Consider the following 17967-nt stretch of genomic DNA (forward strand, 5'->3'; position numbering starts at 1 on the left):
TGTGATCTTCACAACGGGTTTTTTGCTTGCGTATAATGACGGCTATAATTTAGTTAGATATCTAACCATCAGGCATCTATATGTTGGATACCCAGCAACGCAACTTCTCCCGTTTGCTTCACCTTACCGCCCATGCGTGGCGGCTGGCGATCGACCGGCGTTTAAAAGGCAATGGCCTGAGTATGAATAGCTGGTTAGCGGTGGCCACTATCGCCAGCAAAAATGAACCCATGACGCAAAAAGCCCTGGCACAGGTTCTGGGGCTGGAAGAAGCCAGCGTGGTGCCATTAATCGATCGGCTGGTCAGAAAAAATCTGGTGCAGCGCGTTCAGCCAGAAGAGGACCGACGTAAGCGGCTGCTGCTGGTGACCGAGCAGGGCAGCGAGGTGTTTCGTCGCGTGAAAATCGAAGCCGATGCGCTACGCAATGAACTGTTAGCCAATATCGATGAACAGGATCTGGCGGTGACCGAGAAAGTGTTACAGCAATTACTGACGGCAACCGGAGCGAACTGACGTGGCGAAAAATAGCCCTTATGCGCCGCGCGACTGGCAGCCACATGAAAAACCGATGCTGCCGGGATCGCCGTCGACGCCGATCCACCCCGGTCATAAACGTATTGCCTTCGGCCTGATTGGCCTGCTGATTTCCATTACCGGTGCGCTGAGTAACGCGCTGGTGACCGCCAATCTGACCAATTTACAGGGCACTTTTGGCGCGTATTCCAATGAGATTGCCTGGCTACCGGCAGTCTATGTGATGGGCAATATCTCGATTAACTTACTGCTGGTGAAATTTCGCCAGCAGTTTGGCCTGCGTATTTTTACCGAAGCCTTTCTGGTGCTGTATGTGCTGGTGGCGTTTTTCCATCTGTTTGCCAACGATCTGAGCTCGGCAATTATCGTGCGTGCCGCGCATGGCATGGTGGGGGCGGCGCTCAGTTCACTGGGTATTTATTACCAGATTCAGGCATGGCCGGCGAAGCATCGTCTGAAAGCGCTGACCATCGGTATCTGCGCCTCACAGCTGGCTATTCCGCTGGCGCGGCTGTTTTCCACCGAGTTATTACAGCTGGAAGAATGGCGCGGGCTGTATCTGTTTGAGCTGGGGCTGGCAATGATTGCGCTTGGCTGTGTTTTGCTGCTGAAACTGCCGCCTGGCGATCGCAATAAGGTGTTTGAAAAAACCGACTTTCTCACCTTTGTGCTGCTGGCTCCGGGTATGGCGCTGCTGTGCGGCGTGTTGTCGCTGGGGCGCATTGAATGGTGGTTTACCACGCCGTGGCTGGGGATCTGCCTGGCGTTGGCGCTGGTACTGATTGTTGCTGCGGTGGTGGTGGAGCATAACCGCACCAATCCGTTAATCAATACCCGCTGGCTGGGCAGCGGAGCCATTGTGCGGCTGGGCATTGTGATGATTATGATGCGCGTGGTGCTGGCCGAACAGAATACCGGCGCGATTGGATTTTTGCAGCAGATTGGCCTGCAAAACGATCAGATGCGTGGCCTGGCGCTGGCGATTATCGCCGGGGTTATCATTGGCATTATTGCCAGTGCATTGACGATTAAACCCACCCACCTGAGCTGGCCAATTGTGATTTCACTGTTGATTATGATGGTGGCTTCGCTGATGGATGCGCAGTCCAACCCGCTGACGCGCCCGGATAATATGTATTTCAGCCAGTTTTTACTCGGTTTCAGTAGCGCCTTTTTCCTCGCCCCGGCGATGCTGCTGGGTATCGGCGGCGTGGTGACGCAACCGAAAAACCTGGTCAGTTTTGTGGTGCTGTTTGGTATGAGCCAAAATCTTGGCGGGCTGATTGGCTCGGCGATCCTTGGCACTTTCCAGACCTGGCGAGAGAAATACCACTCCAGCCTGCTGGGTGACCAGCTGTCGCTGCTTGATCCTAATGTCACCGAGCGGCTCAGCCAGTATAGCGCGCTGTATAACAGCCTGATTGGCGACGGCATTCTGCGTAATGCCGAGGGCGTGGTGCAGCTACAAACCGTGGCCACCTTGCAGGCCAATGTGCTGGCCTGGAACGATACCTATTTACTGACTGCGGGGATGGCGCTGTGCACCCTGATGTGGGTGCTGTGGCGCTTGAGCCGTTTGCGCTACCTTAACTGGCGCCAGGCGAAACGTGATCGGCAGGCAGCACAACAAACACCAGCAATAACTGAATCTGGCAGGGATTAAAAATGAGTCAACAGGAACAGGCGCAAGCCTCTGAACGCGAGAGAAACAACAAGTTGCGTATTTTGTCGATTGCTGTCGGCAGCGGCATTGCAATTGTTGGGGTACTGGTGATTTTGTACGCCTGGCAGCTGTGGCCTTTTACCAGCAGCGCGCAGAGTACCGAAAATGCCTATGTCCGTGGCCAGATCACCTTTATCAGTCCGCAGGTTAATGGCTATGTCACCTCAGTGAAGGTGCTGGATTTCCAGCCGGTCAGGCAAGGTGAGGTGCTGATGACCATTGATGACCGCATCTACCGTCAGCGCGTTCATCAGGCGCAGGCGCAGCTGGATATGAAAAAAGCCGCACTGGCGAACAATATTCAGCAGCGTCGTAGCGCCGAAGCGGTGATTGCGCGCAATCAGGCGGCGCTGACCAATGCAAAAGCGCAGGCAGTAAAAAGCGGGCTGGATCTGAAGCGGGTGGAGAACCTGGTATCAGACGGTTCGTTATCGGTGCGTGAGCGCGATGCGTCGCGCGCCAGTAACAGCCAGACCGCCGCCGATGTGCAGCAGGCGAAAGCGACCCTTGATGTGTCACGGCAGGACTTGCAGACGGTGATTGTCAATCGCGCCTCACTGGAAGCCGATGTGGCTAATGCGCAAGCGGCGCTGGAACTGGCGCAAATCGATCTCGATAATACGCGCATTATTGCGCCACGCGACGGGCAGCTTGGACAGATCGCGGTGCGGCAGGGGGCTTATGTCACCGCCGGTACGCGCCTGACATCCCTGGTGCCCGCACAACTGTGGGTGATTGCCAATATGAAAGAGACGCAGATGGCGCGGGTTAAACCGGGCTTGCCGGTCACTTTCCGTGTTGATGCGCTGGATGGCGAACGCTTTAGCGGTGAAGTGGAGTATATCTCACCGGCGGCCGGTTCCGAGTTCAGTGCCATTTCGCCGGATAACGCCACCGGTAACTTTGTCAAAATTGCCCAGCGCATTCCGGTGCGGATTAAAATCACCAGTGAAAATCATGCGCGGCTGCGTCCGGGCATGTCGGTGCAACTGACCATCAATACTGATGCTGCTCAGGAGAATCCATAATGCGCTGGCAACCGCGTATGCTGGCGCTGCTGATACCGCTGGCGCTGGCAGCCTGTTCCACTGAGGTGGAAAAAGCGCCGGCATCATTGCTGATTCCGGCCGAATGGCGTAACCAGGTCGGCCCGGCCGCCACGCCGGAAGCCAGCTGGTGGCAGGCGTTTGGCGACAGCAATATGAATCGTCTGGTGGAGCAGTCGCTGCGTAATAACCCGGATATTCTTACCGCGCGTTCACGGGTCGATCAGTATCGTGCCCAACTGCGCGCCGCACAGGGCGATAACTTGCCGACGCTGGATGCTGGCGTCAGCGCCACGCGCGCGCGCACGCTTTCAGCGGCAACCGGTTTACCGGGCGATCACACAGTGTTCCAGGGATTGTTGCAGGCGAACTACGATGTCGATATCTGGGGGGCGCGCAGCAGCAGCATTGATGCCGCACAATATTCACTGGCCGCGCAGCAGGCAGCCGCCTCAGCAGCGGAACTGACGGTGGCCAGCTCGGTGGCGTCCGGCTATCTGACGCTTTGCGCACTGGATGAGCAACTGCGCGTCACCGAGGCGACGCTGGCTTCGCGTGAAAATTCATTAAATCTGGCGAAACGGCAGTTTGAAACCGGTTATACCTCACGGCTGGAGTGGGTGCAGGCGGCGTCGGAGTATCAGACCGCCAAAGCGCAGATACCGCAATTGCAGCATCAGATTACCGAGCAGGAGAACGCGCTGAGTATTCTGGTCGGAATGAATCCGCGTCAGATCGCCCGTACACCGCACTTTAACCAGATTAAACCGCAGCAACTGCCAACGTTGCTGCCTTCAGAGCTATTACAGCGGCGGCCGGATATTGTACAGGCTGAGCGCCTGCTGCTGGCGGCGGATAAGACGCTACAATCCTCGCAGGCTAATCTGCTGCCGTCACTGAATCTGACCGCTTCCGGTACGCTGCAAAGTTCGGTACTGCATCAACTGGTGGATAATCCGTTCCGCCTGTGGAGCGTGGGGGGCAGCGTGCTGGCACCGCTGCTGAATCGCGAAGCCTTAACCGCGCAGGTGGATGTGTCGATGGCCTCCCGTAATCAGGCGCTGTACAACTATGAGAAAGTGGTGCGCAATGCCTTTAGCGAGGTGAATAACGATATCGATGCAATCCAGCGCACCGGCGAACAGCTGAGTGAACTGGAGAAACAGCAGGCGATCGTCAGTGAAGCGCTGCGCATTGCCCGCAATCGCTATCAGAATGGCTATGCCTCTTACCTGGATGAACTGGACGCCCAGCGCACGCTGTTCAGCACCCAGCTCAGTGTGGTGCAGTTAAAAAATACGCTGCTGCTGGCGCAGATCGATCTTTACCGCGCATTGGGCGGCGGCTGGAAGCCTGTGCCATAATCACGCCCGGCGGCGTTTTCGCCGCCGGCTCTCCTCTTTTTTCCTCTGCCAAACCTGTCCCTGTCACAGTTTTTAAGTAAACGACTGCTCAAAATGTGATCGCTACCGATAAAGCATTCAAGATTACTTGTATGGTAGTAAACCAATGGCTAACTTTCCTGTACCCATAATAACGCCGCCGAAAGCGCGGTGGCACAACGAGGTTGTTATGATCAATCGTGCGCAGGAAAAGCCTATCGGGCTGAAAAATATGCTGGCGTATGGCGGCGGGGACGTTTTCGGTGGCGGCAGTTTTGCCGTGCTGGGTCTCTGGCTGATGTTCTTCTATACCACCTACGGCGGGTTAAGTCCGGCGGAGGCCGGTGCTGTCATTGCTATTGCCCGCCTGCTGGATGCGTTTTTCGATCCACTAATGGGATATGTCACCGATAACTTTTATCGCACAGCTCTTGGTCAGCGCTTTGGCCGTCGTGGCTTTTTCTTTTTGCTCGGTGCGCCGCTGGTGTTTATCAGCTATGTCGTGATGTGGGTCAGCGATATGGGTTTTGGCTATTATCTCGCGACTTACATCCTGTTTTATGCCGCGTATACGCTGGTAATTGTGCCTTACGAAACGCTGGCGGCGGAGATGACCCACGACTTCCGCGTGCGTTCTAAGCTCACCGGCGTGCGGATGTTCTTCTCCATGGGAGCCGGTATTCTCGCCGCCTGGCTTCCGGGAGCGATTATTGCCGTACTTGGCGAGGACTCCTCCGCCTCCTTCCTTTATATGGGGATTATTTTCGCCACGCTGTTCGCCATTGTGATTGTTTGCCTCTACCTGTTTACCTGGGAGCGGCCTATCCAGCTGGAGTGCAAACCGCAAAAAGTTGAATTCCGCCGGGATATGAGCGCGCTGTTTCGTTCGCTGCTGTCGACCTTCAAAGTGCGGACCTTCCGCCAGCATGTCGGCATGTATCTCGGTGCTTATGTGGCACTCGACGTGCTGGGTGCGGTACTGGCGTACTACATTATTTTTGTGCTGGGCCACAGCACCGTCGATGCCGCCAACGGCATGACATTTATGTCGATAGTGCAATTTTTCTGTATCGCCGCATGGATACCGCTGTGCATTCGCATTGGCAATGGCGCGGCTTATAAACTGGCGCAGCTATTTATGCTGAGCAGCGTGGCGCTGTTTATCAGCATCTATGCCTTTGAACTGCCCTCCACGCTATGGCTGATGTGGCTGGCGGCGCTGATTATGGGGATGGGGCGTTCCGGTACTCAGTATGTTTGCTGGAATATCTACAGCTTTATCCCTGATGTCGATGAAATGCTGACCGGCGAACGCCGTGAAGGGATCTTTGCCGGGGTGATGACCTTTGTCCGCAAAGCGGTACAGGCGGTGGCGCTGTTTATCGTCGGCATGGTACTTCAGGCTTATGGTTTTGCCGGTAAGGGCGCGGCACAGCAACCCCCCGAAGCGATTCACGGCATTGCGCTGGTGTTTGGCATCGGCGCGGTAGTGTTCCTCGCTGTCGGGCTGTTCAGCTCACTGAAATTCAGTCTGAATCGCCATAACCACGCGCTGTTAATTGAGGAGATCCAGCGTCGCAAACAGGGTGGTGCGGCATCTGAGGTCTCGGCAGAAGCCAGAGCGGTGGCCGAAAAACTGACCGGCTGGCCTTATCCTCAGTTATGGGGAAACAACCCAATCATGCGCAGCATCGACCCGATGCGCCGCGCCCCAGAGATGCAAAGAGAGATAAAACATGATGCGAATAGCCTTTGAAGAGATGAAATCCACCGTAGAGCGCGCACTGCTGAATGCGGGGTTGGCGGCAGAGCAGGCGGCGATCTGCGCGCAAATCCATACCGAATCCAGTTGCGATGGGATCTATTCACACGGGCTGAACCGCGTGCCGCGCTTTGTCGAATATTTGCATAAAGGCTGGGTTCGGGCTGATGCGCGGCCAGAAAAGATTAAAGCGTTGTCAGTGATGGAGATTTGGGATGGTCATCAGGGGCCGGGGATCACCAATGCGCTGCTGGCCATAGAGCGTGCGATGGAACTGGCGAAACAGCACGGTATCGGACTGGTAGCGATGCGCAACAGCAGCCACTGGATGCGCGGTGGCAGCTACGGCTGGCGCGCGGCAGAGCAGGGAATGGCCGCGATTTGCTGGACCAATACTGAATCCTGTATGCCAGCATGGGGTGGCAAAGATACCCGTGTCGGCAATAACCCATTTGTGATGGCTGTACCGGGTAAACCCGGCCCGCTGGTGCTGGATATGGCGATGTCACAATACTCGTATGGCAAGTTGCAGGTCACCCGCCTGAAAGGCGAGAGTCTGCCCTATCCCGGCGGTTATGATCAGCAGGGCAATCTGACCTGTGAGCCCGGCCCGATAGAAGCCTCAATGCGTATTTTACCGGCGGGCTACTGGAAGGGCTCGGGATTCGCCATTTTGCTGGATGCCATGGCGGCGTTATTGTCGGCAGGCTATGCCACACCGCAAATCGATCGGTTGGGGCGCGGCAGCGGTACCGGCGCCAGCCAGATCTTTATGGTCTTTGATCCTGAGCAGCTGGGCGGGGGAGATTTCACTGAACGCATGGCGCAAAGTATTGGCGATTATGTAAACAGTTCTCAACCGGCGGAAGGGATTTCGGCGGTAACCTGGCCGGGACAGCGTCAGCGCAGCACGCGCGAAGACAATTTACGCCACGGCATCCCGGTCGATGACGGTGTATGGCAGCAGGTGCAACAATTAGCCATCGCAGGTTAAATTGCCAGACTCGTGACGTCAGTTAAATAACATTAATCTGTCGGCGTAACGTTGCTTTTATGCCGACAGATCACGCCTGTGATCCCGCGCTTCACCTTTCTTAACCTTTGGTGCTATTATGCGCGCGCTTTTCCGCACCGTAACCCATTACAATATCAGTTACCCAGGTTGGCAAAACTCATTGGTCAGCGGCGGCTCTTCGCTCAGGCGCATAAATAATCGCTGTTTAACCACGGTTTTTTATTCGATGGTTAATATCGGCTAAAGTTTTTACTTTGTCAGCCGAAAATGGCTGATTAACCGGGTCAGTTGCTGACAGCAAATTTCTGGCAAATACGGTGGAATCCGATCGTATTAGTTGCTTCCTGGCGTCATGCTGGGGCTCGCGGCAATGAATGACGTCTGAAGAAGAATAACGGTATGAATCTGCATTTCAATCTCATCGACTGGCAAGCCAGCGCACCAGGGCTGTCTGAGCCAGCTGACTGGCACCACTGGGCGCAGCACGAGGCGGTCATTGATGCCACACTGCCGCTGGCAAAATGTCGTCAGTTACCGATGATGACCGCCCGCCGCCTGAGTAGCGGCAGCCGACTCGCCGTCGATTGTGGACTGACACTGATTCGGCGTCAGCAGGTTGATGCGATTGTTTTTACCAGCCGCCACGGTGAACTGGAGCGCAATTTACGCATTCTCACCACGCTGGCGGAACAGCAGAGTGTATCGCCGACGGATTTTGCCATGTCGGTGCATAATGCGGCGGTGGGCAGCCTGACCATTGCCGCCGGCGCGCCGATTGTCGCCACCTCGCTGGCTGCCGGTGTCGACTCCTTCCAGCAGGGGCTGGTGGAAGTGGCTGCGCTGCACAGTGCAGGTTATCAGCAGGTGTTGCTGGTCGATTTCGATGGCAGCGTGCCGGAATGCTACCAACCGTGGTTGGCCGCCGATGCGCCGCGCTGGCCGTATGCCGTTGCGCTGCTGCTGGCAACCGGCGAGCAGCTGCGTTGCAGCACGGCTGCCGTGAATGAGTCAGCCAGTAGCGCGTGGCCGCAAAGTTTGCAGTTTCTCCATGCGCGTCTGGCCGCGCGCCGTCAGTTTATTATTCACGGTGCGCAACTTAACTGGTGCTGGGAGTGCGATGATGTCTGATTCCGCGCGCAGTCGCGGCGGCTCGCGCCTGAACTACGGCTGGCGATTGTTGATGACCGCCTGCAGTTTTACCCTGTTCAGCGTCGGCGGACTGCTGCTGTCACTGGTGTGGTTTAATCTGCTGCTGCTGTTTCAGCGCGACCGGCATCGCCGTCGTCAGCTGGCACGTAAAAGCATCTCATTTAGTTTTCGCTGCTTCCTGCGCTTTTGCCGGGCAATGGGCGTTTACGACTATCAGATTGACGGTGCCGAAACCTTGAGGGCCGATCGCGGTTGTCTGGTGGTCGCAAACCATCCTTCACTGATCGATTATGTCCTGATCGCCTCGGTGATGCCGGATGTGGACTGCCTGGTTAAGGCCGATCTGCAACATAATATCTTCTTTCGCGGCGTGATTCGTGCGGCGGATTACCTGATTAACAGTCAGGCAGAAACGTTGTTGCCGGAAAGCCGTCAGCGTCTACAGCGCGGCGATACACTGCTGATCTTTCCGGAAGGAACGCGCACTCGTTACGGCGAGCCATTAGAACTTCAGCGCGGCGCGGCAAATATTGCGGTGCGCTGTGGCTGTGAACTGCGCGTCGTGCATATTACCTGCACCCAACGGATGCTGGATAAGCAGAGCCGCTGGTATCAGATTCCGCCGGTAAAACCGGTATTTACTGTCAGCGTCAAACAGCGCATCGACAGCTTACAATTTATGGCGCAGGACGACGCGGCATCGCCGCTGGCAGCACGTCGTCTGACGCGCCATTTGCAGCAAGTATTAACACCAGAACATTTGGAAACCGGGCATGAACCCATTAAACCTTGAAATTAAACAAATGATTATCGATACGCTGAATCTTGAAGATATCAGCAGTGATGAGATCGATAGCGAAGCACCGTTGTTTGGTGACGGGCTGGGTCTCGACTCTATCGATGCACTCGAGTTAGGTCTGGCGGTGAAAAATCGCTACGGAGTGGTACTTTCTGCCGAAAGTGAAGAGATGCGTCAGCATTTCTATTCGGTTGCTTCGCTGGCCGCGTTTATTACTGCCCAACGTAGCGCACCGCGCGCCTGATCATTTACCGAAACGAGTGACCTATGAATAAGCAAGAAATCTATCAGGAAGTCAGCGGGCTGCTGGAAACCCTGTTTGAAGTGGATGCTGAAGCTATCCAGCCGACGTCGCGTCTGTACGAAGATCTGGAACTCGACAGTATTGATGCCGTCGATATGGTGGTGCATCTGCAAAAACGCATCGGCCGTAAGATTAAGCCAGAAACCTTTAAAACCGTGCGCACCGTACAGGATGTGGTCGACGCGGTTGACCAGTTGATCCGCGAAGACGCATCAACGGCTGATTGATGCCCTTACTGCTGCGTCTTCTGCCGTGGGTGATCACTTTCGCCTGGCCATTTCTGGTCTGGCTGGCGGTAAGTCATCCGCAACTGCACGGGCTGCTACCGCTACTGGCGCTGCTGTTTCTGCTGCGCTGGCAGGGAATTCGGAGCAGCAGTGGGGCGTTTGCCCGTTGCGGCCAGCTGCTGGCCCTGGCCGGGGCGGTATTGTGTCTCGCCAGTTTTCTGCTGCGCGCGCATCAGTTGCTGCTGTGGTATCCGGTGGCGGTTAACCTGGTGATGCTGCTGTTGTTTGGCGGATCGCTGTTCAGTGCGATGCCGCTGGTGGAGCGTCTGGCTCGGCTGCGTGAGCCGCAGTTGCCGCCGCAGGCGGTGCGCTGGACGCGCCGGGTGACGCAAATCTGGTGTCTGTTTTTTATCTTTAATGGCAGCGTTGCCACGTTTACCTGTCTGTCCGGAAATCTGCACGCGTGGACGCTATGGAATGGCTTCATCAGCTATCTGCTGATGGGCACCCTGATGGCGAGCGAATGGCTGCTGCGTCAGCGTAGACTAAGGCGAGTCGGATGATGACCCGAGCGCTGGCTATCAGCGACTGGCTCAGCCCGTCACGCCCGGATTATCTGGTCTGCTGGCATCATGGAGAGCCGCTGACGCTGCATCGGCTGCGTCAGCAGGTTCAGCGCTTATGTGCCGTGCTGCTTGTACGGCCAGAGCAGCGCTGGGCGCTCTGTTTTGACGACAGCTATCAGTTTACCGTTGGCTTACTGGCGGCGCTGCATGCCGGAAAGACCGCGATTATCCCCGGCCACAGTCGCCCGTCGTTATTGCAGGAGCAGTCGGCCACTTTTGATGCTCTGCTGACGGACATTGAGTTAGCGCCGTTCTGCCCGCAATTAACGCCGGACGCGGTGACGCACTCTGTCGGCGCTGAACTGCCGGCTATCGCACCGGATGCGCAGGTGGTGCTGTTTACCTCCGGTTCGACCGGTGAGCCGCGCCAGGTGGTAAAGCCGGTAGCCGGTCTTGATCTTGAAGCGCAGTGGCTGGCTGCGCTGTGGGGAGAACGTTTACGGGATTGTTGTGTGGTGGCGTCGGTCAGCCATCAGCATCTGTACGGCCTGACATTTCGCATTATGCTGCCGATGGCGCTCGGATTGCCCTTTGCCCGTTATCAGCTGTTGTACAGCGAGCAACTGAGCGCGCTGCCTGCCGATCGTCCGTGGGCTTTTATCAGCAGCCCGGCATTTTTACGCCGCCTCGATCTCTCCCTGACTGCGCCTTGCTGCCGCCTGATCGTCTCTGCCGGTGGCATGCTGACGGATCAGGCTGCTGCTGCGGTTGCCAGCTGGTGTCGGCTGCCGGTCGATGAAATTTACGGCAGCACGGAAACCGGTGTGCTGGCGTGGCGTTCACATGCAGAAGCCAGCCGCTTATGGCAGCCGTTTGCCGGTGTTGAATTCAGTTGCGATCGACAAAGGCGCTGGCAGGTACAATCGGCGCTGATTGCGCAATCCGACGGCTTGCCGCTGGATGATAAGCTGGAATTTGCCGAGAGCGGCAAATTCCAGCTGTGTGGCCGTCACGACCGGGTGGTGAAAATTGAAGATAAACGTATTTCACTGAGTGAAATTGAACGGCGTCTGCTGGCGATTGCTGGCATCACCGATGCGGTGGCGCTGCCGGTGACCCGCTACGGCCGTCACGGGATTGGCGTGGTGCTGGTGCTTGACGAACAGCACAGTGCCAACCGGCTGGCGCAGTTAAAACTACAATGGAAGCGGGAGTTGCAGCGCTGGCTGGAACCGGTGGCCATACCGCGTTTCTGGCGGGTGGTCAATGTGATCCCGCAAAACAGTCAGAGCAAACCTGCCTGGCCGCAAATAGAGGAGCTGTTTAGTGTTGCCCGTTGAACTGTCACGCAGCCAACACGCCACACAACTGGAGGTGGTACTGCGTATTGATGCCGATCTGTTCTGGTTCCGCGGCCATTTTCCGCAGCAACCGTTGCTGCCGGGCGTGGCGCAACTGGACTGGGTGATGCACTACGGCATCGGCTGTCTGGCCGCCGGTAAACAGTTCTCGGCGGTGGAGAATATTAAATTCCAGCAGCCGGTATTGCCGGGCAGCTTGCTGAAGCTGCAACTGGAGTGGCATGAAGCGAAAAATCAGCTTAGCTTCCGCTATCTGCGGGTCCTGAACGGTGAAGAGTCGGTGACCAGCAGCGGGAAAATTCGCCTGTGCTGAGCGCGGAATTTAAGCCCTGTGTGGTGATCCCCTGCTATAACCACGGCGCGACGATGGCGGCGGTGCTGGCACGTCTGGCTTCTTTCAATTTACCGCTGCTGATTGTCGATGATGGCAGCGATGCTGCCACGCAACAACAGCTGGAAGCGTTGGTTTGTGACGGTGTCACGCTGCTGCGGCTGGCGCAAAACAGTGGCAAAGGGGCGGCGGTTAAATATGGCCTCGAAGCGGCTGCGGCACGAGGTTACAGCCATGCCTTACAGATTGATGCGGATGGCCAGCACCAGATTGAGGACTGCCCGCGGATGCTTGCAGAGGCGGCGGCCTGGCCTGAGGCGCTGATTTCCGGCCAGCCAGTCTATGATGATTCGATACCCAAATCCCGCCTGTACGGCCGTTACGCCACCCATGTCTGGGTGTGGATTGAAACGCTTTCGCTGTCGTTGAAAGACAGCATGTGCGGTTTTCGCGTCTACCCGCTGGCCGCGACGATGACGCTGCTGCGGCAGGGTTCCCTCGGCAAACGCATGGATTTCGACACCGAAATCATGGTGCGGCTCTATTGGGCCGGCACCCCCAGCCGTTTTATTCGCACGCGGGTTACCTATCCGCCGGATGGCCTGTCGCACTTCGACGCGCTGCGCGATAATTTGCGGATTTCATCGATGCATACCCGACTGTTTTTCGGCATGTTACCGCGTATTCCGTCACTGCTGGCGCGTAAACGTCGGCAGCAGCACTGGTCAGGCATCAGTGAACGTAAAGGGCTGCACGGAATGCGTTTTATGCTGGCGGTCTACCGTTGGTTTGGCCGTGGGGTGTTTACACTGTTGCTCTGGCCGGTGATTGCCGTCTACTGGCTGACCGGCCGCAGCCAGCGCCAGGCTTCGCAGCAGTGGTTAAAACAGATTGCCGGTTATGCCCGGCAGCAGCAGGTGCCGTTACCTGCGCCACTCGGCAGCTATTTTCATTTCCTGCGTTTTGGCGAAGCGATGCTGGATAAAATTGCCAGCTGGCGCGGCGATCTGCGCTGGGGAAAAGATATCGATTTTGCGCCGGGAGCCGAAGCGGCGATCACCGGCGCTGCGCCCGGTGGACGGCTGATTCTCGCGTCACATCTCGGTGATATCGAAGCCTGTCGCGCAATGGCACAGCAGGTCAGCGGACTGGTAATTAATGCGCTGGTCTTTACCGATAACGCGCCGCGTTTTCGTCAGATACAGGAAGAAATTGCGCCCTTATCAGGGGTGAATCTGCTGCCGGTCAGCGATATTGGCCCGGAAACCGCCATCCTGTTGCAGCAGAAGCTTGATGCCGGTGAATGGGTGGCGATTGTCGGCGATCGCACGGCGATTAACCGTCAGCGCGGCGGCTCCCGTCGCGTGATATGGAGTGAATTTCTTGGCCGCCCGGCACCGTTTCCGCAAGGGCCGTTTATCCTTGCCGCCGCGTTGCGTTGTCCGGTTTTGCTGATGTTTGCGCTTAAGCAACGCGGCAAACTGCGGATTTACTGCGAACCGTTTGCCGATCCGCTGTTATTGCCGCGCGCCAGCCGTCAGCAGGCGTTGCAGCAGGCGGTGGATCGCTATGCCGGTCGGCTGGCGCATTATGCGCTGATTTCGCCGCTCGACTGGTTTAATTTTTTCGATTTCTGGACGCTGCCTGACACGCAACCGGAGAACAAGGAGTGAGCGTGAATAACGATGCACGATTTTCTGTCGAGCTGGAGCTGACCGTGCCGTTCCACGATGTGGATGCGATGGGCGTGGTGTGGCACGGCAACTATTTCCGCTATTTTGAGGTGGCGCGTGAAGCGCTGCTGGCGAAATTTAATTACGGCTACCGTCAAATGAAAGCATCCGGCTATCTCTGGCCGGTGGTGGATACGCGGGTGAAATATCGCGGCACGCTCAGCTTTGAACAGCGTATTCGGGTGCAGGCCACCATCGAAGAGTATGAAAATCGTCTGCGTATCGCTTATCAGATCTTTGATGTTGCCAGCGGTAAACGCACCACTACCGGTTATACCATTCAGGTGGCGGTCGGGATTGCGTCGCAGGAGATGAGTTTTGTTTCGCCTGCGGTACTGTTTGAGCGCCTCGGGGTGACGCCATGAGAAAACGATTTCTCTGTGCGCTGGCGCTGTTTAGCCTGAATGTGCAGGCGGTAACGCTGGATCAACTGCAACAGCGCTTTGCCAGTCAGCCGGTGGTGCGCGCCGATTTTACCCAGCAGCGCGAGATTAAAGGGATGGCGCAGCCGCTGAAATCCAGCGGTAAACTGTTAATTGCGCAGGATAAAGGATTGTGGTGGCAGCAGGCGAAGCCATTTCCGTTAACCCTGGTGCTGGATGAGCAGCGTATGGTGCAGGTAATGAACGGCCAGCCGCCGCAGATTATCACTGCCGACAGCAATCCGCAGATGTTCCAGTTTAACCATCTGCTGCGCGCACTGTTTCAGGCCGATCGCGCGGTGCTGGAGCAAAATTTTGCCATCGATTTTAGCGCGCTGGCGAATGACCGCTGGCGGATTATCCTGACGCCAAAAAGCGCTCCGCTGGATAAGTTATTTAATAACATTACCCTGCAAGGGAAAAGCCAGCTGGATGCTATTGAGCTGAATGATAAACAGGGCGATGTGACTGATATCCACTTCACCAATCAGCAGCTGACGCCACGGACATTAAGCGAAGATGAAAAACAACGCTTTGTTTTCTGAGCGTCTGCGCATTGCGGCGGCCGGCTGGCTCGCCGTCTGCCTGCTGCTGCTGGCGACGCTGGCGTTGCTGCTGCCGCGCGCGACGATCAACAGTAGCGTGCTGGCGCTGTTACCCAAACAGGCGATGGGCGCGATCCCGGACGATTTACAACAGGGATTTATGCAGCGGCTCGACCGGCAAATGGTCTGGCTGATTAGCCCCGGCGAGCAGGGCGATACGGCGGTGGCTGACGACTTTCTGCATGCGCTACAGGCGATGCCGGCGCTAAAAAATGTTAAAGGGCCGGTGGATGCGCAACAGCAGCAGCAGTGGGGGCAGTTTGCCTGGCAGCAGCGTAATGGTCTGATTGATCCGGCGACCCGCCAGCGGCTGGCGGACGGCGGCGGCGCGCAGGCAGACTGGATTCTGGCGCAGCTCTATTCGGCGTTTGCCGGGGTCAGCGGCAAGGAGCTGGCGAACGATCCGTTACTGCTGGTGCGCGGCGCTCAACTGGCGATGCAGCAGAATGCCAGCCAGCTGACGCTGCGCGATGGCTGGCTGATGGCGCACGATAAACAGGGGCGTCAGTGGTATTTTATCCATGGTGAACTGGCGAGCAATTCGTTTGATATGCAGCAGAGTCATGCGGTGGTGCAGCAGTTACACTCCCTGGCCTCCCGCCTGCAACAACAGTATCCCGACACCCGGCTGCTGACACGCGGCACGGTGTTATACAGCGATTTTGCCAGTCAGCAGGCGCGCCATGATGTCGCGACGCTGGGCGTAGCGACGGTAATCGGCGTACTGCTGCTGGTATTTTCGGTGTTTCGTTCGCCGCGTCCGTTGCTGTTATGTGCGCTGTCGGTCTCGATTGGCGCGCTGGCCGGTACCACCATCACCTTGTTGTGCTTCGGCGAGCTGCATCTGATGACGCTGGTAATGAGCATCAGTATTGTCGGCATCTCGGCGGACTATACCCTCTATTACCTGACCGAACGCATGGTGCACGGTGCCGATGTCAGCGCGCAGCAGAGCTTGCAAAAAGTGATGCCCGCGCTGCTGCTGGCGCTGGCCACCGCCGCCATCGCTTATCTGATGATGTTATTCGCGCCCTTCCCTGGACTGCGCCAGCTGGCGGTATTTGCCGCCAGTGGCCTGACCGCCTCTTGTCTGACGGTGGTCTGCTGGTATCCGTGGCTGGTGCGCGGTTTGCCGGTGCGTCCGGTACCGGCGATGTTGCTGATGGCGCGCTGGCTGGCGGCCTGGCGGCGTCAGCGCTGGCTGAAATTCGGCTTACCGCTGCTGGTGGCGCTGATTTCTGTCTCCGGCCTGGCGATGCTGAAGGTAGATGACGATATTTCGCAGTTGCAGGCGCTGCCGCCGCAGCTGTTGCAGCAGGATGCGCAACTGACGCAGCTCACCGGGCAAAGCGCCGATCAGACCTGGTTTATGGTGTGGGGTAACAGCGCGGAACAGACGCTGCAACGGCTGGAAGCCCTGGCTCCGCAACTGCAACATGCACAGCAGCAGCGGTCGCTGACCTCCTGGCGTCTGCTGCCGCTGGCCTCGCAGGCGCAGCAGCAACGTGATGTAGCGCTGCTGAAACAGGCTGCACCCACGGTGATGGCGCAGCTCCGGCAGGCGGGTGTTGAGATCGCCGAACCTGACCTGCGCGCAATGACGGTGACGCCAGAAGCGTGGCAGCGTAGCCCGAACAGTGAAGGCTGGCGGCTGTTATGGCTGAGTCTGCCAAATGGCCGCAGTGGCGCGCTGGTGCCGGTCAGCGGCGTGCAGAACAGTGCGCAACTGGCAGAGCTGGCGCAGGCGCTGCCGGGCGTGGCGTGGATCGATCGCAAAAGTACCTTTGACCAGTTGTTCAGTTTTTACCGCGTGATGCTCGGCTGGCTGTTACTGGCGGCGCTGGCGTTTATCGCCCTCAGCTATATGCTGCGGCTGGGTATCCGGCGCGGTCTGGTCAGCGTGCTGCCTTCAGTATTATCTCTCGGGGGCGGGCTGGCGGCGCTGGCATTCAGCGGTCATTCGCTAAATCTGTTTTCACTGCTGGCTCTGGTACTGGTGCTGGGAATTGGCATCAACTACACGCTGTTTTTCAGTAATCCGCGTGGTACGCCGATCACCTCGCTGCTGGCGGTATCGCTGGCGATGAGCACGACGTTACTGACGCTGGGGATGCTGGTATTCAGCCAGACGCAGGCTATCAGCAGCTTTGGCATTGTGTTATGCAGCGGTATTTTTACCGCCTTTTTATTGGCACCGCTGGCGTTACCCGAATCCAGAAGGAAAAAACGATGAAATTAGCGTGGATGGCGATGCTGGCCGCCTTGCTGCTCAGCGGCTGCGCCAGTCACAGTGACCCGACGCGCCCGCAGGCGTGGTTGAAACCCGGGGTAAAAGTGACGCTACCCGCGCCAGGCATAGAACCGCCGTTTAACCAGCAGCAATTGTTAACCGGTCACTTTAAAAGCAAACAGCAGTCACTGCTGGTGATGCTGAGTGCTGATCCGCAGCAGCTGACGCTGGTCGGGCTGTCATCCCTTGGCATTCGTTTGTTCCGCGTCAGTTATGACAGCAAAGGCATTGAGACTGAACAATCGATCGCGCTGCCGGAAATGCCGCCCGCCAGCCAGGTTCTGGCGGATATTATGCTCAGCCACTGGCCGCTGACGGCGTGGCAAAAGCAGCTACCGGCAGGCTGGACGCTGCGTGATATTGACGACCGCCGCCAGCTGCGTGATGCCAACGGCAAGCTGATTACCGAGATCCGTTACCTGATGCGCGGCGAGCAGCGTCAGCCGATTAGCGTGCAGCAATTTGCGTTTGGTTATCAGATCCTTATTCAACAACTGGATGCCTCATGATCTACTTCTCCGCCGTGGGCATGCTGAACGCGCTGGGTAACTCGCTGGATGATATTGCCGCTAACCTGGTGCGTGGTTATGCGCCTGGCATGCGGCCTGCTGCCGACTGGCTGACCGGCGGGCGCAGCTGCTGGATTGGTCATGTTGATGACGAACTGCCGCCGCTACCGGCTGAACTGGCACCGCATAACAGCCGCAATAACCGCC

18 protein-coding genes and 1 pseudogene are annotated in these 17967 nt (G+C 57.2%); all 19 read left to right on the forward strand.

The annotated features are described in order from the left end of the window. Window positions 1–80 precede the first annotated feature (80 nt). Window positions 81–515, forward strand: a complete 435-nt coding sequence (locus NG42_RS09060; RefSeq protein ID WP_052898965.1) for a MarR family winged helix-turn-helix transcriptional regulator — start codon at window positions 81–83, stop codon at window positions 513–515. Window position 516: 1 nt separating this feature from the next. After that, complete coding sequence (locus NG42_RS09065) at window positions 517–2199, forward strand: MFS transporter (RefSeq protein ID WP_052898966.1); 1683 nt, start codon at window positions 517–519, stop codon at window positions 2197–2199. A gap of 2 nt (window positions 2200–2201) precedes the next feature. Beyond that, window positions 2202–3287 (forward strand): HlyD family secretion protein, encoded by a 1086-nt coding sequence (locus tag NG42_RS09070; RefSeq protein ID WP_052898967.1) that lies wholly within the window; start codon window positions 2202–2204, stop codon window positions 3285–3287. Continuing rightward, a complete protein-coding gene (locus NG42_RS09075; RefSeq protein ID WP_052898968.1) occupies window positions 3287–4669 on the forward strand; it encodes an efflux transporter outer membrane subunit in 1383 nt (460 codons plus the stop codon). The genes NG42_RS09070 and NG42_RS09075 overlap by 1 nt, the downstream gene beginning before the upstream one ends. 208 nt (window positions 4670–4877) lie before the next feature. Further along, window positions 4878–6443 (forward strand): MFS transporter, encoded by a 1566-nt coding sequence (locus NG42_RS09080; RefSeq protein WP_052898969.1) that lies wholly within the window; start codon window positions 4878–4880, stop codon window positions 6441–6443. Further along, entirely contained in the window at window positions 6424–7443 is a 1020-nt protein-coding gene (gene yiaK, locus NG42_RS09085; protein ID WP_052898970.1) for a 3-dehydro-L-gulonate 2-dehydrogenase, read from the forward strand. The genes NG42_RS09080 and yiaK overlap by 20 nt, the downstream gene beginning before the upstream one ends. 420 nt (window positions 7444–7863) lie before the next feature. Next, entirely contained in the window at window positions 7864–8592 is a 729-nt protein-coding gene (locus NG42_RS09090) for a beta-ketoacyl synthase chain length factor (RefSeq protein ID WP_052898971.1), read from the forward strand. Then, the gene (locus tag NG42_RS09095) at window positions 8585–9406 is read left to right on the forward strand and encodes a lysophospholipid acyltransferase family protein (protein ID WP_052899002.1); all 822 of its coding nucleotides are present in this window, start codon (window positions 8585–8587) and stop codon (window positions 9404–9406) included. The genes NG42_RS09090 and NG42_RS09095 overlap by 8 nt, the downstream gene beginning before the upstream one ends. Then, entirely contained in the window at window positions 9387–9656 is a 270-nt protein-coding gene (locus tag NG42_RS09100) for a phosphopantetheine-binding protein (protein ID WP_052898972.1), read from the forward strand. Before NG42_RS09095 ends, NG42_RS09100 begins: the two co-directional genes overlap by 20 nt. A 23-nt stretch (window positions 9657–9679) precedes the next feature. After that, on the forward strand, window positions 9680–9943 hold the full coding sequence (locus tag NG42_RS09105; RefSeq protein ID WP_052898973.1) for an acyl carrier protein: 264 nt from the start codon (window positions 9680–9682) through the stop codon (window positions 9941–9943). Then, window positions 9943–10506 carry a COG4648 family protein gene (locus tag NG42_RS09110; protein ID WP_052898974.1) on the forward strand — a complete coding sequence of 188 codons (564 nt, stop codon included), beginning with the start codon at window positions 9943–9945 and terminating at the stop codon, window positions 10504–10506. Before NG42_RS09105 ends, NG42_RS09110 begins: the two co-directional genes overlap by 1 nt. Next, window positions 10506–11849 (forward strand): AMP-binding protein, encoded by a 1344-nt coding sequence (locus tag NG42_RS09115; protein WP_082203863.1) that lies wholly within the window; start codon window positions 10506–10508, stop codon window positions 11847–11849. Before NG42_RS09110 ends, NG42_RS09115 begins: the two co-directional genes overlap by 1 nt. Continuing rightward, window positions 11836–12183 (forward strand): 3-hydroxyacyl-ACP dehydratase FabZ family protein, encoded by a 348-nt coding sequence (locus tag NG42_RS09120; RefSeq protein ID WP_052898976.1) that lies wholly within the window; start codon window positions 11836–11838, stop codon window positions 12181–12183. The genes NG42_RS09115 and NG42_RS09120 overlap by 14 nt, the downstream gene beginning before the upstream one ends. Next, window positions 12177–13874 carry a glycosyltransferase family 2 protein gene (locus tag NG42_RS09125; protein WP_052898977.1) on the forward strand — a complete coding sequence of 566 codons (1698 nt, stop codon included), beginning with the start codon at window positions 12177–12179 and terminating at the stop codon, window positions 13872–13874. Before NG42_RS09120 ends, NG42_RS09125 begins: the two co-directional genes overlap by 7 nt. Before the next feature lie 2 nt (window positions 13875–13876). Beyond that, entirely contained in the window at window positions 13877–14299 is a 423-nt protein-coding gene (locus NG42_RS09130) for an acyl-CoA thioesterase (protein WP_052898978.1), read from the forward strand. After that, a complete protein-coding gene (locus tag NG42_RS09135; RefSeq protein WP_052898979.1) occupies window positions 14296–14901 on the forward strand; it encodes a LolA family protein in 606 nt (201 codons plus the stop codon). The genes NG42_RS09130 and NG42_RS09135 overlap by 4 nt, the downstream gene beginning before the upstream one ends. Continuing rightward, entirely contained in the window at window positions 14876–17194 is a 2319-nt protein-coding gene (locus NG42_RS09140) for an MMPL family transporter (RefSeq protein ID WP_052898980.1), read from the forward strand. The genes NG42_RS09135 and NG42_RS09140 overlap by 26 nt, the downstream gene beginning before the upstream one ends. Next, the gene (locus NG42_RS09145) at window positions 17191–17760 is read left to right on the forward strand and encodes a DUF3261 domain-containing protein (protein WP_052898981.1); all 570 of its coding nucleotides are present in this window, start codon (window positions 17191–17193) and stop codon (window positions 17758–17760) included. The genes NG42_RS09140 and NG42_RS09145 overlap by 4 nt, the downstream gene beginning before the upstream one ends. Next, window positions 17757–17967: pseudogene (locus NG42_RS09150) on the forward strand (beta-ketoacyl-ACP synthase); the annotation flags it as partial. The gene NG42_RS09145 and the pseudogene NG42_RS09150, both read left to right, overlap by 4 nt.

The organism is Winslowiella iniecta, from assembly GCF_001267535.1.
GTDB lineage: Bacteria > Pseudomonadota > Gammaproteobacteria > Enterobacterales > Enterobacteriaceae > Erwinia > Erwinia iniecta.